General features: G+C 45.1%; 17 protein-coding genes. 12 read left to right on the plus strand and 5 right to left on the minus strand.

Annotated features, from left to right (window positions below):
* The first annotated feature begins 97 nt into the window (after positions 1-97).
* Entirely contained in the window at positions 98-859 is a 762-nt protein-coding gene (locus ACLSSO_RS02285; protein WP_413943932.1) for a DUF4423 domain-containing protein, read from the plus strand.
* The gene (locus ACLSSO_RS02290; RefSeq protein ID WP_413943933.1) at positions 860-1882 is read left to right on the plus strand and encodes a hypothetical protein; all 1023 of its coding nucleotides are present in this window, start codon (positions 860-862) and stop codon (positions 1880-1882) included.
* Between the two features lie 65 nt (positions 1883-1947).
* Here the strand turns inward: ACLSSO_RS02290 and ACLSSO_RS02295 are convergent, their stop codons facing one another.
* Positions 1948-2217: a hypothetical protein gene (locus tag ACLSSO_RS02295; RefSeq protein WP_295900083.1), complete on the minus strand. Its 270-nt coding sequence runs from the start codon at positions 2215-2217 to the stop codon at positions 1948-1950.
* A 220-nt stretch (positions 2218-2437) separates the two neighbouring features.
* Here ACLSSO_RS02295 and ACLSSO_RS02300 point away from each other — a divergent pair, with 220 nt between their 5' ends.
* The 6 genes from ACLSSO_RS02300 (at position 2438) to ACLSSO_RS02325 (ending at position 6643) form a co-directional block, all read left to right on the plus strand.
* Complete coding sequence (locus ACLSSO_RS02300; protein ID WP_413943934.1) at positions 2438-3082, plus strand: L,D-transpeptidase family protein; 645 nt, start codon at positions 2438-2440, stop codon at positions 3080-3082.
* Positions 3083-3138: 56 nt separating this feature from the next.
* Positions 3139-3927 carry a tRNA pseudouridine(38-40) synthase TruA gene (gene truA, locus ACLSSO_RS02305; protein ID WP_413943935.1) on the plus strand — a complete coding sequence of 263 codons (789 nt, stop codon included), beginning with the start codon at positions 3139-3141 and terminating at the stop codon, positions 3925-3927.
* 113 nt (positions 3928-4040) lie between these two features.
* On the plus strand, positions 4041-4481 hold the full coding sequence (rplM, locus tag ACLSSO_RS02310) for a 50S ribosomal protein L13 (RefSeq protein WP_367276354.1): 441 nt from the start codon (positions 4041-4043) through the stop codon (positions 4479-4481).
* Between the two features lie 12 nt (positions 4482-4493).
* Positions 4494-4892, plus strand: a complete 399-nt coding sequence (gene rpsI, locus ACLSSO_RS02315; protein ID WP_295900080.1) for a 30S ribosomal protein S9 — start codon at positions 4494-4496, stop codon at positions 4890-4892.
* A 150-nt stretch (positions 4893-5042) separates the two neighbouring features.
* The gene (locus tag ACLSSO_RS02320) at positions 5043-6389 is read left to right on the plus strand and encodes a DUF3373 family protein (RefSeq protein WP_413943936.1); all 1347 of its coding nucleotides are present in this window, start codon (positions 5043-5045) and stop codon (positions 6387-6389) included.
* Entirely contained in the window at positions 6389-6643 is a 255-nt protein-coding gene (locus ACLSSO_RS02325; RefSeq protein ID WP_295900078.1) for a hypothetical protein, read from the plus strand. Before ACLSSO_RS02320 ends, ACLSSO_RS02325 begins: the two co-directional genes overlap by 1 nt.
* A 56-nt stretch (positions 6644-6699) precedes the next feature.
* Here ACLSSO_RS02325 and ACLSSO_RS02330 read toward each other — a convergent pair whose 3' ends face one another.
* Positions 6700-7089 carry a hypothetical protein gene (locus tag ACLSSO_RS02330; protein ID WP_295900077.1) on the minus strand — a complete coding sequence of 130 codons (390 nt, stop codon included), beginning with the start codon at positions 7087-7089 and terminating at the stop codon, positions 6700-6702.
* 220 nt (positions 7090-7309) lie between these two features.
* Between ACLSSO_RS02330 and ACLSSO_RS02335 the strand changes: the two genes are divergently transcribed.
* The 3 genes from ACLSSO_RS02335 (at position 7310) to ACLSSO_RS02345 (ending at position 12091) form a co-directional block, all read left to right on the plus strand.
* Positions 7310-9094, plus strand: a complete 1785-nt coding sequence (locus ACLSSO_RS02335) for a hypothetical protein (RefSeq protein ID WP_413943937.1) — start codon at positions 7310-7312, stop codon at positions 9092-9094.
* An 11-nt stretch (positions 9095-9105) separates the two neighbouring features.
* Positions 9106-11403: an ATP-binding protein gene (locus ACLSSO_RS02340; protein ID WP_413943938.1), complete on the plus strand. Its 2298-nt coding sequence runs from the start codon at positions 9106-9108 to the stop codon at positions 11401-11403.
* A gap of 103 nt (positions 11404-11506) precedes the next feature.
* Positions 11507-12091 carry a hypothetical protein gene (locus tag ACLSSO_RS02345; protein ID WP_413943939.1) on the plus strand — a complete coding sequence of 195 codons (585 nt, stop codon included), beginning with the start codon at positions 11507-11509 and terminating at the stop codon, positions 12089-12091.
* 55 nt (positions 12092-12146) lie between these two features.
* Here the strand turns inward: ACLSSO_RS02345 and alaS are convergent, their stop codons facing one another.
* The 3 genes from alaS to ACLSSO_RS02360 are packed head-to-tail and all read right to left on the minus strand — an operon-like array spanning position 12147 to position 16486.
* Positions 12147-14870: an alanine--tRNA ligase gene (gene alaS, locus ACLSSO_RS02350; RefSeq protein WP_413943940.1), complete on the minus strand. Its 2724-nt coding sequence runs from the start codon at positions 14868-14870 to the stop codon at positions 12147-12149.
* Positions 14857-15363 (minus strand): regulatory protein RecX, encoded by a 507-nt coding sequence (locus tag ACLSSO_RS02355; RefSeq protein ID WP_295900072.1) that lies wholly within the window; start codon positions 15361-15363, stop codon positions 14857-14859. Before ACLSSO_RS02355 ends, alaS begins: the two co-directional genes overlap by 14 nt.
* The gene (locus ACLSSO_RS02360; RefSeq protein WP_413943941.1) at positions 15344-16486 is read right to left on the minus strand and encodes a metallophosphoesterase; all 1143 of its coding nucleotides are present in this window, start codon (positions 16484-16486) and stop codon (positions 15344-15346) included. Before ACLSSO_RS02360 ends, ACLSSO_RS02355 begins: the two co-directional genes overlap by 20 nt.
* A 108-nt stretch (positions 16487-16594) precedes the next feature.
* Between ACLSSO_RS02360 and ACLSSO_RS02365 the strand changes: the two genes are divergently transcribed.
* Entirely contained in the window at positions 16595-18283 is a 1689-nt protein-coding gene (locus ACLSSO_RS02365; protein ID WP_295900070.1) for an AMP-binding protein, read from the plus strand.
* Position 18284: the final 1 nt, after the last annotated feature.

Below are 18284 nucleotides of genomic sequence, written 5' to 3' on the forward strand. Positions count from 1 at the left end.
CTAGACCCTGGTCGGGACATAGTGTCCCGACTTTTAAAAACGGGACAATCCGTCCCGAGAGCTTGCATTTAAACAGGGTTTGAGCTAGTAATGCGGCATGGAAATGACTGTAAAAAATCTATTAATCCAGGAATTAGCGAAAAGACAGATGCGCAATTCCGCTTATTCCATCCGTGCATTTGCCCGCGATTTAGATGTCGGCGTGACAAGTCTTTCAGATGTTCTCGCTGGAAAAAGATCTCTCTCTAAATCCAATGTGCAAAAAGTGATGGATAAACTTTTGATCTCTCCTCTGGAAAAAGAGCAGATTTGGGCGAGCTACAAAGAAACCGCGGCACGTACGGAAGTCGACGATCGCACCATGCTCGATGAAGACACGTTTCGTCTGATTGCGGATTGGCATTATATAGCGATTCTGAATCTCGCAAAGCTTAAGACAAACTCCGCAAAGCCGGAATGGATTGCTGAACGTCTTAATATAAAGATTGAAGAAGCCGAAGTCGCTTTAGAGCGCCTCTTTAGATTGGAGCTCATAAAAAAAGTGCGCGGGCGCATGGAGCGCACAGTAAAACCATTAACAACTTCTAATGAAATTCCTTCAGCGGCAATTAGAAAGCATCACAGTCAAAATCTGCGCCTGGCGGAAGAATCATTACACCGAGATCCCGTCAATACGCGGGAATTCGGCTCTGTGACAATGGCCGTGAACCCGGAAAAATTGCCACAGGCCAAGGAAATCCTACTAAAGACTCGTAAAAAAATAGCTAGTTTGCTAGAAGAGGGCGAAGTTTCTGAAGTCTATACGCTCTCTTTTCAACTGTTTCCTCTTACTAAACTTCAGAGGGAATCGGAGGACTAAATGACGAAGTTGAACGCTCTTATCCTGAGCCTGATTGTGAGTGCCTCAGCCGTGTCTGCCAACGCAAGAATTTTGCGCGGCGGAGATCTTGTAAATAACGGTGGCGGTATCGCCGAGAAAAACGTTTTCTATGCTTACGAGAAACTCGATAAGTACATTCAGATTTGCTTGAAATCAGATTCCTGCAAACTCAACGAACGCCAGCGCGGTCTTTTGCAAGAGATCTACGACCACATGTCTTTGGAAAAGGCGAACAAGCAACTGATCTTTGCCTCTGAGAAAAATGCTCCAGGTTCTTTTATTATCGATGGCCTTGTTCGTGTGGCAAAAACAGGAAGCACTGTCGGAAGCCCGATCTACATCAACTCGGATCTTCTTTACACTAAAAGCGAAGCCGAAGGTTACGATCCGGTCTCAATTCCCGAAGCTGTTGCGATCCTTGTTCACGAAATGGGTCACCACTATGGGAACTACACTCACGAGGAATTAGATCTATTAGGTGTGAGAGTGTCTTTGCTTCTTCAGCAAAAATTTATTTCCACGCCATTGATTCCTTGGAACTCTGAAATCTCTGCGACGGTGTTTAATCCAAACCTAACAACGTCGTTCCCGGAAGTTTTGTTGAACGTCGGCGATGACGTGATCGACATCAGCGAAGAATACAAAGAAGCCGTCGCTTGCGTCGGTATTACAGTTCCAATTCCGATCTTGCCGATTCCGGATTTAGAGCTTTTAAATAAAAAGCCTCAAGCTTCGATCTTGCACAACGTGCACTGGTCTAAGTTTAAAGAAAAAGATGATACATTGAGCGTGATGATCACAGGAAATGTGTCGAACAACTGCGTTTATAAGACAAACATCTTCATTCGCAACAACGATTCAAAAATCAACATCACATTCCGTATGGTGAAATCATCGACGGGAAAATGGATCTACATCAAAGACTCTTTGGGTGTGGATCAGTACAAAGATCCTTGGTGGAAAATCATCCGCCTGCCTCTGAACCATCTACAGACTTGGTAGAAATAAAAAAACCGCATGAAGAACTCATGCGGTTTTTTTTGTTTTTTAAACTTTGAAAGTTTAAATTATTTTTCTACGCAAGCTGCTGTGTAGATGGATCTGTTCATGCGGAAGATGTTGTATGTCTTGCAAGTCAAACCTTGAGTTGAGCAATCAGCGCGAAGTTCAACAGCGCCCGTTGAATAATTTTGACCCATAACTTTGTTGTCTTCACACCAGCTCAAAAATTCAACTTCGAAATCGTCTGGGCGAGAGCTGATAGTTTCGTCTTGTACATTGATTTGCGCCATTGCAGGACCAGCAACTAACATCATAGCTACGATAAATGCTTTCATGAGGTACTCCTTAAAAGGGTTAGGTTTTTAAAATGATGGCAAGAAGTACGATGAGCGCCGTATTTCGTCAAGGGACCCTGAAAAGAGGACAATGTCGTAAACGTCATTGTCCCTCGGAAGCTCGTGGAATGTGTCGACTCTTTTGACGGTCCTTTCCTTATTTCCCGTTCCGCGAGGGCCTTATTGTGGGAACCTTCGAAGACCTGTAAATTCTGCTCTCATGAAAACATTATTCTTTCTTCTCAGTTTTGTGGTGGCTTCTACGGCGTTGGCTGAAACTCGTTATTGCGATGATATCAAGCGCGTCGTCGACACTCTTCCTCACTTGAACTCGGATCAGTTCGGCCGCTTCATCAAAGACAAAAAGAAAGTCGATCGCATTTTGGTTTCTAAAGATCGTAAGGATCTTTACCTGATTCAAGACGACGTGGTTCTTAAGACTTACAAAGTGGCTTTCGGTCTTCAACCCAATGGTCACAAACAATTCGAAGGCGACCAAAAAACTCCTGAAGGCATTTACTATATCGACAGTAAAAATCCGCAAAGCGCTTACTACCTAAGCCTTCACGTTTCTTATCCAAACAAAGCCGATACGGAATACGCGCGCTCAAAGGGAAAATCTCCCGGCGGCAATATCATGGTTCACGGTTTTCCAAATCCTGACAGACCGGATTTCTTAAGATTCGTTCAGGGCTTCCATCCGTACAACTGGACAGCAGGCTGCATGGCTGTAACGAACGAAGAGATTCGTGAGATTTACTCCGTTGTTGACGTAGGTACGACAATCGAGATTTGTAAGTCATCGACTCAACCACCAGCACAAGCTCCAGCTCCAGAGGCTCCGGCACAACCGAAGACTCCGTAAAAGAAAAAGGTACCGGGTCCCTTGTGAAGACGAGGCGAAGCTGGTACTTTCCCGCCATGACTACAAAAGTGCGCTTTACCGTCGCCTATGACGGGACCGGGTTCTGCGGCTGGCAGAAGCAAAAACAAGAAGACCAAATTTCAGTGGCTCACGTGATCGAAAAGGCTTTAGAGAGAGTCTTTAACGAAAAGATCACGCTTTTTGCCTCGGGTCGCACGGATGCAGGCGTCCATGCTTTGAACCAAGTTTGCCACTTTTCTACGCATCGCAAGATTGATCCGGCTAAGAAATGGGACATTTGTTGGGCCCTGAATTCTCATTTGCCTCCTTCTATTGTCGTGAAAAAGGCGTGGATCGCTCCCGAAGAGTTTCATGCCACTTTATCAGCGACCCACAAGACTTACCGTTATTTGATTCTGAATCGTCCTCGCCCGAGTGCTCACATGAACCGTTACGCCGATTGGGTTCGGAAGGACGTGAGCCTTGAACATCTGCAGGCGAGTTCTAAATTTCTCTTGGGAAATCATGACTTTAAGAGCTTTCAATCGGTCGGAACACCTATTAAAGACACGGTCCGCGAGATCTTCCAGGCCGACTGGAAATGGCGCCGTCCCGATGTTTTGCAGTTCGATATCACGGGCGATGGCTTTTTAAAGCAAATGGTTCGCAATATCGTGGGAACCTCGCTAATGCTTGAGCGCAAAGGCGAAAACCCTAGTAAAATGGCGGAGATAATTAGTGCTATGGATCGCCGCCAGGCCGGTCCTCCGGCGCCAGCTCAGGGCCTTTATTTGATGAGAGTTTATTATCCTCAGGACCTTGACAACCGGTGTATAGAACTTTAAAACATCCCTTCCCGCAAAATAGTGTAAGAGCCCGTTGTTAAACTCAAACATATTTTTGCCGAATGCACAGACGGTAAAACTGATGCGTTCAAATGAAACTGGAGACCTTTATAATGAAAACTTTCAATGCAAAAGCAGATGAAGTTGAAAGAAAATGGTGGATCGTTGATGCCGCTGACCAAAAAGTGGGTCGTGTAGCTACAACTGTTGCTAACATTCTTCGTGGTAAAAACAAGCCTATCTATACTCCAAACGTTGATACTGGTGACTTTGTTGTCGTTATTAACACGGACAAAATGGAGCTTTCTGGAACTAAATGGGATGACAAGAAGTACTTCCGTCACTCTCGTTTCTTCGGTTCTTTGAAAGAGATGACTGCAGCTCAAGCAAAAGAGAAAGATTCTACTTTCATCATGCACGAAGCTGTGCGCGGAATGCTTCCTACAAACAAGCTTTCTCGTCACGTTATCATGAAATTGAAGGCGTACACTGGTGCTGAGCATCCTCATGCTGCTCAAAAGCCAGCTCTTTACACACTTCCTACTAAGAAGTAATCGGAGTAGACAATGGCAGCAGCAGATAAATTCTATTATGCAACTGGAAGAAGAAAAACGAGCTCAGCGCGCGTTTTCTTGAAGCCTGGTAAAGGCACAATCACAATCAACGGAAAAAAATCTGATGATTATTTGAGCCGTATGCAATCACGCATGGTGATCGTACAGCCTCTTGATCTATTGGGCCAACTTGGCAAGTTCGACGCTAAAATCACTGTTTCAGGTGGTGGTGAGTCTGGACAAGCTGGTGCAATCCGTTTGGGTATCACTCGTGCATTGATCGCATTCAACGCTGAATTCAAAGGTACTTTGAAGAAAGCTGGATTCGTTATGCGTGATCCTCGTATGGTTGAGCGTAAAAAATACGGTAAAGCCGGCGCTCGTCGTAGATTCCAATACTCTAAACGTTAATCGTTTCGAGTTTTCGGAGAAGAAAAGGGAGCTGTTTCAGCTCCCTTTTTTTTTTGGTTTTTTCTCTCTCGAAATTCTTTCCGAATTGTAATTTTCCTCTGATTGATTCGAACCTTTCAGGATGTTAATCCCGAAGATGAGGGGTTCATCGTGAAAGTTATTTTTGTTTTCACTTTCATTCTTAGCAGTATTTGCCTGGCGCAAGAGCCAGCGGTGATGACGTCGGTCGCGCCTGCGAAAAGTGTTGAGCAAAGACTTGCGGAACTCGAAGCCAATCAAACTTTGAACTACTTTTCTTTCAGTGGAACTCTGGTGAGTTCCTACAATGATATCGCCGTTAAAGAAACCTACCCCGTCGCTAAAGATCACAAGGGTTTGGACTATTGGCATTTGCGTTTTTCTTTGAACGCGGATGCAGAAGTCAGTCCGCAGATCAAAGTTTACTCGCGCACGACGGCGACAAAGTTTTTCAATCGCTGGAGAGAGCAAGGATCTGACGGTGTATTCAATGATGACTTGGATGTTGCCTACGGGAATACGGGGTCTACGATTTATCTTGAACGGGCGTATGTGGATTTATCTCCGGCGCAAAGTGCTTGGACGTTATCGGTAGGTCGTCTTCCGACGGTGCATGGCTCTCCGACAAATTATTGGGATATGCGACCGCGCCAGGGAACTTATCCTTTAATGAATTACAACTCTCCTTTGGATGGCGCGGCCTTGACCTATCGTCTGGATTCGCAATTGTCTGAGGGAAATCAATGGGCGCTGCGAGCCTTATACACACCTTTTAGTGATGTGAACGGCGGACGAGCAGGGGCGAATGATGAAAACCTCAGTCCTCCGAAGTCTGACACCAACGCGGGAGTTCCGACGGGAACTTCTTTAAATACCTTGATTGATTTGGTGGCGCTGCAGTCGGATTACTCTTCAAAAAATATATCTTTTACGGATGAGCTTGGATTTATTCTGCAGGCCTATCAGTTTTCCAATCTGCCGTTTTCATCAGGTGCGGGTACTTCCAATTTAAGTATTACTTCTCGTGCGGCTACCGCTTCTGTGGAAATGTTAGGAATTGATCGCGGAAATTTTGATGTCTCTTTAAACTACACTTTCAATCAAACAGAGAGCGATGGTTTTTTCAACGGACCGGGAACTGGCTTTGGAACGACGAAAAATTCCGACACGCTCAATGGACATGTTGCTCTGATTTCTTTGCGTTATAGAAAAGATCAGTGGGCAACGGGCTATGAGTGGTTGGAGGGTTCTAAGAATTCTCTCTATTTTTCTTCGGCTGACGAAGACCTCACGCGCTTTTATCGCACCAACGGGGTTGGTCATCACTTTTATTTCACGAAAAAATGGATGGACTTTGCAACGGTCCGTGCAGGATTTCGTTGGCAGCAGTTTTCAAATTTACCGACCTTCATTGGTCCGGTTGTATCTTCTGATCGCGAAGTGAAAACTTTGTACCTCAGTTTAAGGACGGATTTCTAATGATGAAAATCGTCCGATTTATTTTTCTTATTGTGGCTTTGCTGTCTTTAAAATCTCCGGCGTATGCTGGAAAGGTCGAGTCTGTTCAAGACGTCATGAAAAAACAATGTTCAAAACATGTGAGCCATCAACAGGCTTTGTCGTTGATACGTCCGCTTTATCTTACATGTATCCCGGGAACTCTTGTCAGCGTCGATGAGAAATGCAAAGTGCAGTGCTTGAAATCCAATGCCGGTGCGGTGATCGGAAGATAGAAATAAAAAAGGCTCCCTTGTGAGGAGCCTTTTTTGTTTTTCTTGTTAGCAAAAAATTATTTTGTTGTGCAAGAAAGTGGGTAGATGTTTCCGTTAGCTGCAAGGAAACCACCGAAAGAACCATCAGCTTCTTTACCCAAGCCCAAGAAACCTGTGTTTTTGATAACGCCATCTTCTTGAGAAGATTTGTCAGTCAAAGCCAAAAGATTCAAGAAACCATTTTGGATTTGCGCCGCTACAGTGCCTTTATCCATTTGAGAGAAGAACACAGATTGAGCGCTCTTTTCATTCAAAGAAACGATAACGAAATCTGCTGATTGATCGTCAGCAAGATCAATGTTCAAGCTCACAGAAGTACTTTCTGGAACTACACATTTCAAAACTGTTGTGTCTGCCATTGCAGAAGAACCGATAAGAACCAAAGCTGCTACGATAAGCTTTTTCATGAAAACCCTCCATTAGGTGTCAAACGGTAGGGAGGCTATTTCACGCTGGACTGTGAGGCAATGCAAATGCATCGCACTATCGGGCGATAGGGTGGAAATTCCTGGAAAAATGGACGCATATTCTTTGCTAGCACAAAGTCTGATTCATTGTGATTTAACGGACAGAGCTGCGTTTGGCGGTTATTCTGATTGTTAAGGATAAATAAAGAAGGACGTTACTGTGAAGATCGTTTTCGCAACTTTGATTTGCATCAGCTTCGGGATTTCTTTCGCTTTTGCTCAAACTCCGCCAGAGAAAAAATCTCCAGAGTATTCTAAGCCCTTGTTCTTTGCGGTGATGGATCAAGAATTGAAAATCAAAAATCCGCAGATTGATTACGATTTAAAAAAATCCAAAGGCAAATCGCTGGAAATCAACGGTCTTGTCTTTGATGGCGATTCTTTCTCTGCAAAATTGGAAAATGAATCTTTGAACTTCACATGGAATCCGGAGTTAGTTCCAGGTGGCGAAATCACCGTCATCAATCAGCAGGGAAAAGAACTGTGGAAACAGAAGGTCGAGGGCACAGGCGTTTGGTCGTTTAAAGATCTAAAAGGAGCAAAAGCTCCGCAATGGAAAGATGGCGAGCATTTTCGTTTCTGTCTACGTTCTGAAGTCGAAAAAGGTTATTCCAGTCTTTGTACTGCGTGGTACGGAATTGAAATCAAAGAATCTAGCATGCAAATGGGACCGGCTAAATCAGAAGCCACGGCTCGCGTGATTATTCAAAACGAAGAAAAGAAATTAAAAGGTGTCGAAGAGGTCGCAGTTGGTGCCCCGGTTCAGTTCCTGGCGACACTGAATAATAATGCTACTTATGAATTCGTTTCTGAACCAATTTCTCCTGTTATCAAAGACATGATTGAATCTGAAAAAGAAGGTCAGGTGACTCTCACGGGGGAACTTCCTGCTCCACTGAAAGCGGAAGCGCAGATTCTTCCTGGCAATGACTATAGCAAGGTCACAAAATTTTTGGGTTTTGAAAGCACCATTGGAGCTTCTCGTGATTTGTGGCAGGCCGACGTCGTTCAAAAAAATGCGCGTTTGATCCTGCCTGGAAAATCCGGCGGGGTTTTCAGTTATGCCTTGGAAATCACGGATCCTCCTCGACAGAAAGACCGCCGTTATATTTCTGATAAATCGTTGCTGGGAACTTATTCGGCGAAGGACAAAATGACGGTTAAAGATGTTGAAGATCATTTGCAGGTCTGGGAGTTTTCGGCTCCTGAAAAATTTGCGATGAACACGGCCTTCCTTGAAATTCCAGGCGAAAAAGTAACGCACAAGTCTTATTTGGACATTTATCGCGGTGGCGCGGGTGAGGCGAGTTTGCGTTTGACGGGGGTTCTTACCAGCGGCAGTGACTTTGTGATGTTGGGTGAAGGACACGTTTCTTGGTGGTTTAACGACATCTTTGGTTGGCAAAATTACTATCTTTCAAAACAAAGATGGGGTGTGAGCGCTCGTTATTTCACATCAATCACGAAGCTTCCGGCTTCCGACGACACGGGTTCAAGTGAAGACGTCGATCTAAAAGTAGCGCAAGCGGATCTGCGCTACCGTTTTAATCCGGGCCTATGGGAAAAAGATGAAGCGGTGGGTTTGATTTTAGCTTATGAATCCATGCAAGTCGGTGATTTGACCGTTCCAAAAACAGGTGTGGGTCTTTTCTGGGCCCGCTCAATGCCACGCGTGTTGGATTATTGGTTTAGCAAAATTCCATTTATGAATTATCCAAAGTGGGTGGATATGGAATTTATTAAATACGTTTCCTCCACAGACAGCGACATTTCTTTGGGTAACGATTACGTTATCAACTTTCATGGAAAGGTGATGTGGACGCCCCGATTTTTTGGTGAAGCCGGTTTTGGTTCGAAGAATTATTACTTTGAAAAAAAATCGGATGGCTCTGGCGCGAAGCTGACGACGTTCTTTGGAACTATCGGCGCAGGTATTAACTTCTAATTGCGGAATCGATGAAACAAAAGCTGACACTGGTCCACATTTTTTGGCTCAATCAGTTGGTGACAACTCTGATTCTCCTTTTGGTGATAGGAGTGTACGGGACGCATTTGTTTATTTCCGAACAAAGAGCTATCCGTGAACGCATGGAGCCCGCCCTTTCCCGCGAAGTCGACCGTCTTAATACGGATATTTTTATTCTTGAGGCGAACGTTCAAAAGTTAAAAAGCATGGTGGATCTTTTCGAAGCTATGCCCGCGTCCTCCCGTGTAGAAAAGTTCAGAAACTTCGCTGCTTCAACGATAGCACCTCACTCAACGCAGTTTAACGCGTACTTTGCTTTGGCTCCGCAACTGGCTAAAAAATATTTTGGCAAAAGTTCTTATGTCTATGTGGTGCACAGGGATTACTCTCTCTTTGCGAATCCGAAATACAATGATCCTCATTATTTTGTGTCTGAACAGTTTCCAGAGCCTGGTTATTACACGGATCCCGAGGCGCAATGGTGGGCTATGAACGATGGCCACCCGGGAGTGAATTTTTCGGATTTTTATTTCGACAAAGGCTACATGGAAAAAGTCATGTTTAGCACAACCATGGGGATCTATTCCGATGGAAAACTTGAAGGTGTTGTCGGAATTGATACCCTGGCCAGCGATATCGCGCACCGTCTGGGTTCGTTCCGTTTAGGAGAAACCGGTGGAGTCATTATCGTGGATAGTCACGGTCGTCCGGTGTTGCCGCTGATTGCTCGTGATCTTCCTTTGGTGGGATACAAATATCTTCGGGCATTCACGAAAGATGAATTCCGCCGTATGCCGACAATTGTGCAAAAAATATTTAATATTCAAGGGCAGAAGCTTCAGGACTTTCCCGGAGCCGATGGAAAGACGTATCTCACTTATTCTAAACCTCTTAAGGGACGTCCTTGGCATATGATTATCTACCAGGAAAAAACGGAAGCCTACTCCGGCTTGTATTTCCGTTTGGTGTTCTTTGGTTTTGTGGCTTTGACTGCGTATTTCTTTTTAACGCTGATGGTGTGGCTCACGGGCAAATATGTAGTGACTCAGGATAAATCGGTTCTAGAAGAACTTCGTGAGTCTCGCGATAAAGCTGAAGCGGCAACCAAAGCAAAGTCCTTGTTCTTATCGACAATGAGCCATGAGATCCGCACGCCGCTAAATGCGATGTTGGGATCGGCAGAACTGCTCGAAGAAACTCCACTCAACGGTGAACAAAAGGATCTTCTGGGCGCATTGAGAAGCGCCGGCGATACTTTGTTGAGCATGCTCAATAATATCTTGGATTTTTCAAAATTCGAGTACGGTCGAATGCAATTGGAAAGTCGTGAGTTTTTACTTAGTGATTTAATTCGTGAAGTAGAGGCGTTGGTTTCAACTGCAATTCTGCGCAAAGGTTTGCAATTTCATTTTAATGGACCAGAACAAGATCGTTGGATTGTTGGCGACTCTTTGCGCTTAAAACAAGTGCTGATGAATCTTTTGGGTAATGCCGTGAAGTTCACAGATCGCGGTACCATTGAACTTACAGTGAAGCCTTTTCCGGGGAACGATGCGGGTCATGAATATTTTCTTTTCGAGGTGAAAGATACGGGGATCGGTATCGCTCAAGAAAATATGCAAAAGATCTTTGATGAGTTTGGGCAAGAGGACTCTTCGGTGACTCGCCGATTTGGTGGCACGGGTTTAGGCTTAAGTATTTCCAAGAAAGTCGTGCAATTGATGGGCGGGGAGTTGCACTGTGAAAGTCAGCAATATCTAGGATCGAAGTTTTATTTTTCAATCCTTATGAAAAGCCGTAAAGCAGAGCCGTGGAATGTGCGTTGGACAACGCGAATTGCAGCACCTCCTGTCCTGCAGCCGACGCGTGAGGCCGGGGTGATGGTTCGTCGTGTTTTGATTGTCGATGATATGGATGAAAATCACATGCTTCTCAAGGCCTATATGAAAAAGCTTGAGTTCGTCACCGTGGATTCTGTGTATGGCGGTTATGAGTGCTTGGAAATGTGGGAACGCAATCACTATGATTTGATTTTCATGGATGTCCAAATGCCGCGCATTTCGGGTCTTGATACGATTCGCAAGCTTCGCGATTTGGAACGCATGCAGAATCGAACGCGAACACCGGTGATTGTGATCTCTGCGAATAGTTTTATGGAAGATATTGAGAAAAGTCTCAATGCGGGAGCCGATGAACACTGTGGCAAGCCCGTGCGCAAGCAAACGGTGGTGGAGCTTGTTCAAAAATACTGTCTTCCTCAAGGTGAGACAGCTCCTGCAAACTCTTAATACAGCGTTAAGTTTATAACAGGTTATCCCGATATTACGTAGGTCTGAGCCCGGAATGGATATTGCTTTTATTCATTACGAGACGTGAAATCAGGGGGGAATTGTGAAAAGAGTCTTGGCACTCGTAGCGACATTGTGTCTCGTTTTGGGATTCCAAAACTGTGCTCAGAACCAGATGCAGTCATTGGATCTTGCGGCGAGTGACGTTTCGGTCAATCTTCCTCCGCAAAGCTCCAATGGGGAGTCTTCGACACCGACAGCCGGTAAAGTGACTTACGTTGAAATTCCAAACATTTCTGAAGATGGTGCTGTGGCTCAAAAAGCATCGGAAGTCACACCTTATCGCCTGGTGATTTCTTTGCAGTCAGGTTCTATTCAATTGATGGATGATTCCAACGCTGTTTTGCAAAAGCGTTGTTTGGATTCTGGAAGCTTGCAAGAGCTTAAGACCATCTTAACCGGTGCAAATATTTGTGCGGCGTCGGTTCCAGCAGACGATCAAATCTGTGCGATGAAATATCAACCGGGCTATGCTTCGTTATTTGTGAATGAAAAGCGCGTGAACTTGGGTGAAGAGCAAGACTCGTGCGGTCGCGGCCGTAAAGATCTTTGTGGCGCTTTGACGGACGTTTTCCAGGCTTACGTGTCTCACGTCAAGCAGCACTGGACAGAGATGAATTGCGAGTAGTCTAAAATTCAAATTGGAAAATAAAAAAGGGAGTCTTTCGACTCCCTTTTTCTTTTTAAACACCAAGAAGTGTTTTTACTTTATCAAACGCCTGAGGCAGGCTGCCACGATTGGGGGCTGCGCCTTGAGCGAAGTCAGGGCGACCGCCGCCTTTTCCACCCATGACCGCTGCGACTTCTTTTAGAAGATCACCGGCTTTTGTTTCGCCTGTGATGTCTTTAGAGACGCTTACGATGATAGGATGAGAACCTTCACCTTGGCCGACAACAACGACAACACCATTTTGAATTTTGTTTTTCAAATGGTCTGTCACTTCGGCAAGAACTTGTCTGTCATCCAAAGCCACGTCGGCAAGAACCAATTTCGCTGCAGATCCTGATTTCGTTTTAAAGCTCAATGCTTTGGCTGCAAGATCGTCGACATTGATTTGTCCGCCTTGCAACTTCTTCATTTCTTTTTCCATTTGTTTGATCTGCTCTTTGAAAGCTTCCACACGGTTGGCCAATGTTGAAGTTTCACCTGTCGCCTCAAGATGTTTTAAGTAGTGAGGGCTTTTTTGAAGGCCCGCAGCTGTTAAAGCATCATCGAAATGATTGATGGAGCTCATTGCGTATTTCACGGCACCGTCGCCTGTGATCGCTTCCACACGGCGAACGCCAGAGCTGACACCCGCTTCAGAAACGATTTTGAACAAACGAATTTGTGACGTGTTCTTCACGTGCGTACCGCCGCAAAGTTCGCAAGAGAAATCGCCCATTGTTAAAACACGCACTTGGTCGCCGTATTTTTCACCGAACAAAGCCATCGCTCCTTTAGCTTGAGCTTCTTTCGGGCTCATGATTTCAACTTTCACGTCATGAGCTTGCGCGATTTGTTCGTTTACAAGATCTTCGATTTGTTTGATCTCTTCAGAACTCAACGGTTTGTTGTGAGTGAAGTCAAAACGAGTCTTTTGTGAATCCACCAAAGATCCCGCTTGCGTCACGTGTGCACCCAAAACTTTGCGAAGGGCTGAATGCAACAGGTGAGTCGCTGAGTGATTGCTCATTGTATTGCGACGTTCAAATGGATTTACAATCGTATCAACGCTTGCTCCCACTTTGAAGTCACCGTGTTCAATTTCCACATGATGAAGAATGATATCGTCAATCTTTGTTGTATTCACAACTTTCGCGCGAGAAGGGCCTTCCATGAGGTAGCCAATGTCACCGGCTTGACCGCCGCCTTCACCATAGAAAGACGTTTGATCAAGAATGATCACGCCATTTTCGCCTTGTTTTAAAGACGTAACGACTTCATGACCGTTAGAAAGAGCTGTGATCTTTCCGCCATCTGCAAAACCATTGTAACCTGTGAATTTCACAGTTTTACCGCTCGCCAAATAATCTTTTGCGAATTTGATCAAGTGCTGCTCATCCGCACCCAAAGCTTTCCCTTTCCAAGAGGCTTTGGATTTTGCACGATTCGCTTCCATTTCTTTTTCAAATGCCGCTTCATTCACTTCCACGCCGTTTTCATTGGCGATGACGCGAGTTAAGTCAGCAGGGAAACCATAAGTGTCGTACATTCTGAAAACAACTTCGCCAGAAAGTTCTTTAATACCTTTGGCTTTTGCTTTCGCAAGTTCATCCATCAAGATATTTGTTCCGTTATCCAAAGTGCTGATGAAACGGTCTTCTTCGTCACGGATTGTATTCAAGATATGATCACGACGCTCTTTGAGTTCCGGATAAACAGAGCCCATGCTTTCAATCAAAGCCTCTGCCATCCCAGGCAGGAACGATTGATCTGCCGACAGCTTACGACCGTAACGAATTGCACGTCTCATGATACGACGAAGAACGTAACCGCGTCCTTCGTTGGAAGGAAGCGCACCATCAGCAATCAAGAAGGAAGTCGAACGGCAGTGGTCCGCCAACACGCGAAGGGCTGCTGTTTTTTCAGCTTGCTCTTTGTCTTTCGCAAGAATTTCGCGATCTGTGATGTACTTCACGTTTCCGATTTTGCAAGCAAGCTCGATCATCGGTTGGAAAAGATCCGTGTCGTAGTTATTAAATTTTCCCTGCATCGCTGCCACAACACGCTCAAGACCTGAACCTGTATCCACCGAGGGCTTTGGAAGCGGAGTCAATGTGCCCGGAGGATTTTCAAAGTACTGCATGAAAACCAGATTCCAGATTTCAACGAAACGATCTTCTCCGGCTGCGATCCCTTTGTAAGGATCAGAAATAGTTCCTGCTTTAGGGCCGTGATCGTAGAAGATCTCTGTGCAAGGACCGCAAGGACCTGTGTCGCCCATTTTCCAGAAGTTGTCTGAATCAAAACGGAAGATGCGATCTTTAGGAATGCCTTCTTGGTTGTGCCAGATGTCAGCAGCTTCATCGTCAGACAAGTGCACAGTCACGTACAATTTTTCTTTTGGGATTTGCAGTTCTTTTGTCAAAAACTCCCACGCAAAGTGAATCGCGTCTTTTTTGAAGTAATCGCCGAAAGAAAAGTTCCCCAACATTTCAAAGAAAGTGTGATGGCGAGCCGTGAATCCGACATTTTCCAAGTCATTGTGTTTACCACCGGCACGCACGCACTTTTGTACAGTCACCGCACGAGTGTAGTCACGTTTCTCAAGACCCAAGAAAGTATTTTTAAACTGATTCATACCCGCATTGGCGAAAAGCAACGTCGGATCATTTTCAGGAATCAAAGAAGAAGAACCCACATGTGTGTGACCATTCTTTTTGAAATAGTTCACAAAGGCGTTGCGGATATCAGAGCTTTTCATAAATTACCTTTCTTACGGTCTCGGAATCAAAACCACGGGAAGCCAGGAGTCGTCCGACTCGGGCTTTATCCTCCCGCGAGAATTTATAATCTTCATCATACTTATTTTTGACAATCGAAAGAGCCTTTTCAAGCTCCAAGTCTCGGTCTGTTTCTACCGAAGGTAGACCTTTTTCGCGGAGGTAATTGTTGATGTAGTGTATGCCCTTGTTGCGACGGTGAAGCATATCAGCCAGTCGATGGGCGAGGTCCTTGGGATCTCCCAGCCAGTTGTTGTCCTTGGCAAAGTCGATAGCCTCATCAACAATGTCCCCCAGGTCCTCTTCGTCTGAGAACTTTTCTCGCAATTTCGTGCGCAGTTCTTTTTCGGAATGGTCCCGACGGGCAATAAGGTCCATGACCTTCTTTTTAGCTGCTTGTCGGGTTTTGAGGGGATCTTTCTCTCGAGACATCCCCAGATTATTACTCTGTTTTTTAGTTCTTGCGAAGAACAATTTCGGTCAGCTCACAATATGTTCCGAGGCGTAATTGCGGACCCCAATAACCTGTCCCTTGATTGACATAGAGCTGCATATTTCCTAGGCGGTAAAGACCCTTGGAATACTTCTCAAAAAAGACGATCAACCAGTTCCACGGGAAGAACTGACCGCCATGGGTGTGACCAGAAAGCTGCAAGTCATAACCGGCAATCTGTGCATGGGCCGCGAGCGAAGGTTGATGAGAAAGCAAAAGTTTAAAGCTGCCTTCACGTTGTTGGCTTTGCAAACGGGCAAAGTCCGGGCCTTCGTGTTTAAAATGTCCTGCGGCGGGATCGGGAACTCCGGCAACCTGCAAAAGAGCTGAACCCACCGGAACGTTGGCCGTTTCATTTACCAAAACTTCAAAACCCAACTCTCGGAACGCCTGAAGTCCCTTGTGTGCGTCCCAATAGTATTCATGATTTCCCGGAACGTAATAAATCCCATGTTTGGCTTTGAGGTTTTTAAGAGTTTTAAATTCCTCTGCGTGCTTTTCCACGAAGCTATCCAGAATGTCGCCGGTGAAAACAATCAAGTCGGGTTTGATTTCTAAAACCTTCGACACCAATTTTTTTACAAACGAAGACGGAAGGCTTGGGCTGATATGCAAGTCACTGATGTGAACGATGCACAGGCCCTCAAGTTCTTGCGGAAGATTCTTGAAAAACACCGGAACCTTTTTGCGACGAGGTCCGATTTGCACGACTGCATTTCCTAATACGATGAAAAGAACCGGAAGCCCTAACAAGGCCGCTGTGGCTTGGGAGCTGTATAGATGATCAAACGGTGTCGGCATGATTAAATTATCGGCGAAGGCAAAGAGATCGCGCAGGATCACAAAGCTCACTAAAAAATTAATATAAGCCATGACCGTTAAAGAGCCATTTAACAAACGATCTCTCCATGGTTTGTGGTCCAAATTTTTTTCTTTCCAGAAAAACAGGAAGGTCCCAATCACCATTGAAAAAAGCAGTGCCAAAAATGCCACCAATGAAGTCGTGCCCACCCACGTAAAATCCGTGAAGCGAGTCAACTGGTGAGAAACGTAGACGAAGATAACCAGAATAAGAGAGCTTGCGATGGTCCGAAATAAACCCATAGGCAAGGTCATAGCACGGTTTTCCTGTCTTTGCACAGCTCATTGTAAAAACACAGGTCGGCGTCCAGGGAATTCGGTGTTACCCTTAGTGAGTCCCTGGAGGTTTGTATGAGTTTTCGCAGTGAATTCGAACAGGCGAGGGATTTTTTAATTCTTCATCGTTCTGACTATAACTACACCTACAGTCACTTTCAATGGCCGCAGTTTGAGGAATTCAATTGGGCCTTGGATTATTTCGATCCAATGGCGGAGGGCAATAATAACTTAGCTCTTTGGATTGTCAGTGAGTTAGGAGAGCAAAAGAAGTACACCTTTGAGGAACTCTCCAAGCGTTCCAATCAAGTTGCAAATTTCCTTAAAAATCAAGGCGTGCAAAAAGGCGACTCGGTTTTTCTTTTGATCGAAAACGAAGCGGCTCTCTGGGAGATCATGCTGGGCGCAATGAAAGTGGGAGCGGTTCTAGTTCCCAACAATCCTTTGCTTTCTCAGCAGGAATTGAAAGATCGTTTGGATCGAGAAAAAATCAAGCTCATTGCAACAACGAAGAAACATGCTGAAAAATTTGATGTTTCTAATTCCAGTGTGATCTCTCTGTTGGTCGATGGTGAGTTGCCTGGCTGGACTGCGTATGAAAAGTGCTATCAAGAAAGTAATTTCTTTGAACCTGCGGAAAAAACCAAGGCGACTGATCCGCTTCTGCGCTATTTCACTTCGGCAAATACGGTGAAGCCTAAAATCGTAGAGCACTCTTATGGAAGTTTTCCGATTGGTCATCTTTCAACGATGTACTGGATTGGCCTTCGTCCCGGCGACATTCACTTGGGAGTCAACTCAACGGGATGGGCGATGCATGACTGGAATAACTTCATTGTTCCGTGGAATGCGGTTGCGACGATTTTTATTTCGAAGCAGGAGCGCTTCAACGCGAAATTGATTCTTGATACTTTAAGCGAATACGAAATCACTACATTCTGTGCGCCCCCGACAGTGTGGCGTTTGCTGACTCAGGAAGATCTTTCCTCGTACAAAGTGCATTTGCGAGAAGCTGTGAGTACAGGAGAAGCCTTGAGTGCCGAGATTATTTCGAAGGTCTATAAAGCATGGGGAATTTTTGTACGTGATGGATACGGGCAAACGGAGACCTCAACCCTGATAGGAATCCCACCAGAAGAAAAAAACAGTTTTGGTACGATGGGAAGACCTTTGCCTGGATATCAAATTGCTCTTTTAGACTCTCAAGGTAACAAGGTCGATGCTGGTGAAGTGTGTGTCTCCTTGAAAAACCATCCATGGGGATTGATGTCAGGTATTGATGGTTCCACAGAATATTATCATACCGGAGATACGGCCTATGTGGACGATGCCGGGAATTATACTTTCTCTGAACGCGTCGATGGCATCTTTAAATCTTCGGACTATCGCATCAGTCCTTATGAATTAGAATTTGTTCTTAAAGAATTTTCCGCAATCAGTGAAGCGGTAGTGATTCCAAGTCCTGATCCGATCCGTGAAGCTGTTCCTAAAGCTCTTGTGTCTCTTGTTAAAGGGGTTGAACCTACAAGAGAGCTTGCATTGGATATTATGAACTTCGCACGAATGCGTCTGTCTCCATTTAAACGAATCCGTCGCGTAGAATTTATGGAAATTCCGAAAAACACCTCCGGAGAAATTCTTCGCAGCGAGCTTGTCGCACTAGAAAAAAACAAACGCATCGCTGGAGAAAAATCACCTTACGAGTTTTGGGAAGAAGACGCAAAAATCAATCTGGGTGAAACCTGGGCACAAGAGTTGCCCTAAT

The organism is Bdellovibrio sp. HCB-162, assembly GCF_047344985.1.
In the GTDB taxonomy this organism is placed as follows: Bacteria; Bdellovibrionota; Bdellovibrionia; order Bdellovibrionales; family Bdellovibrionaceae; genus Bdellovibrio.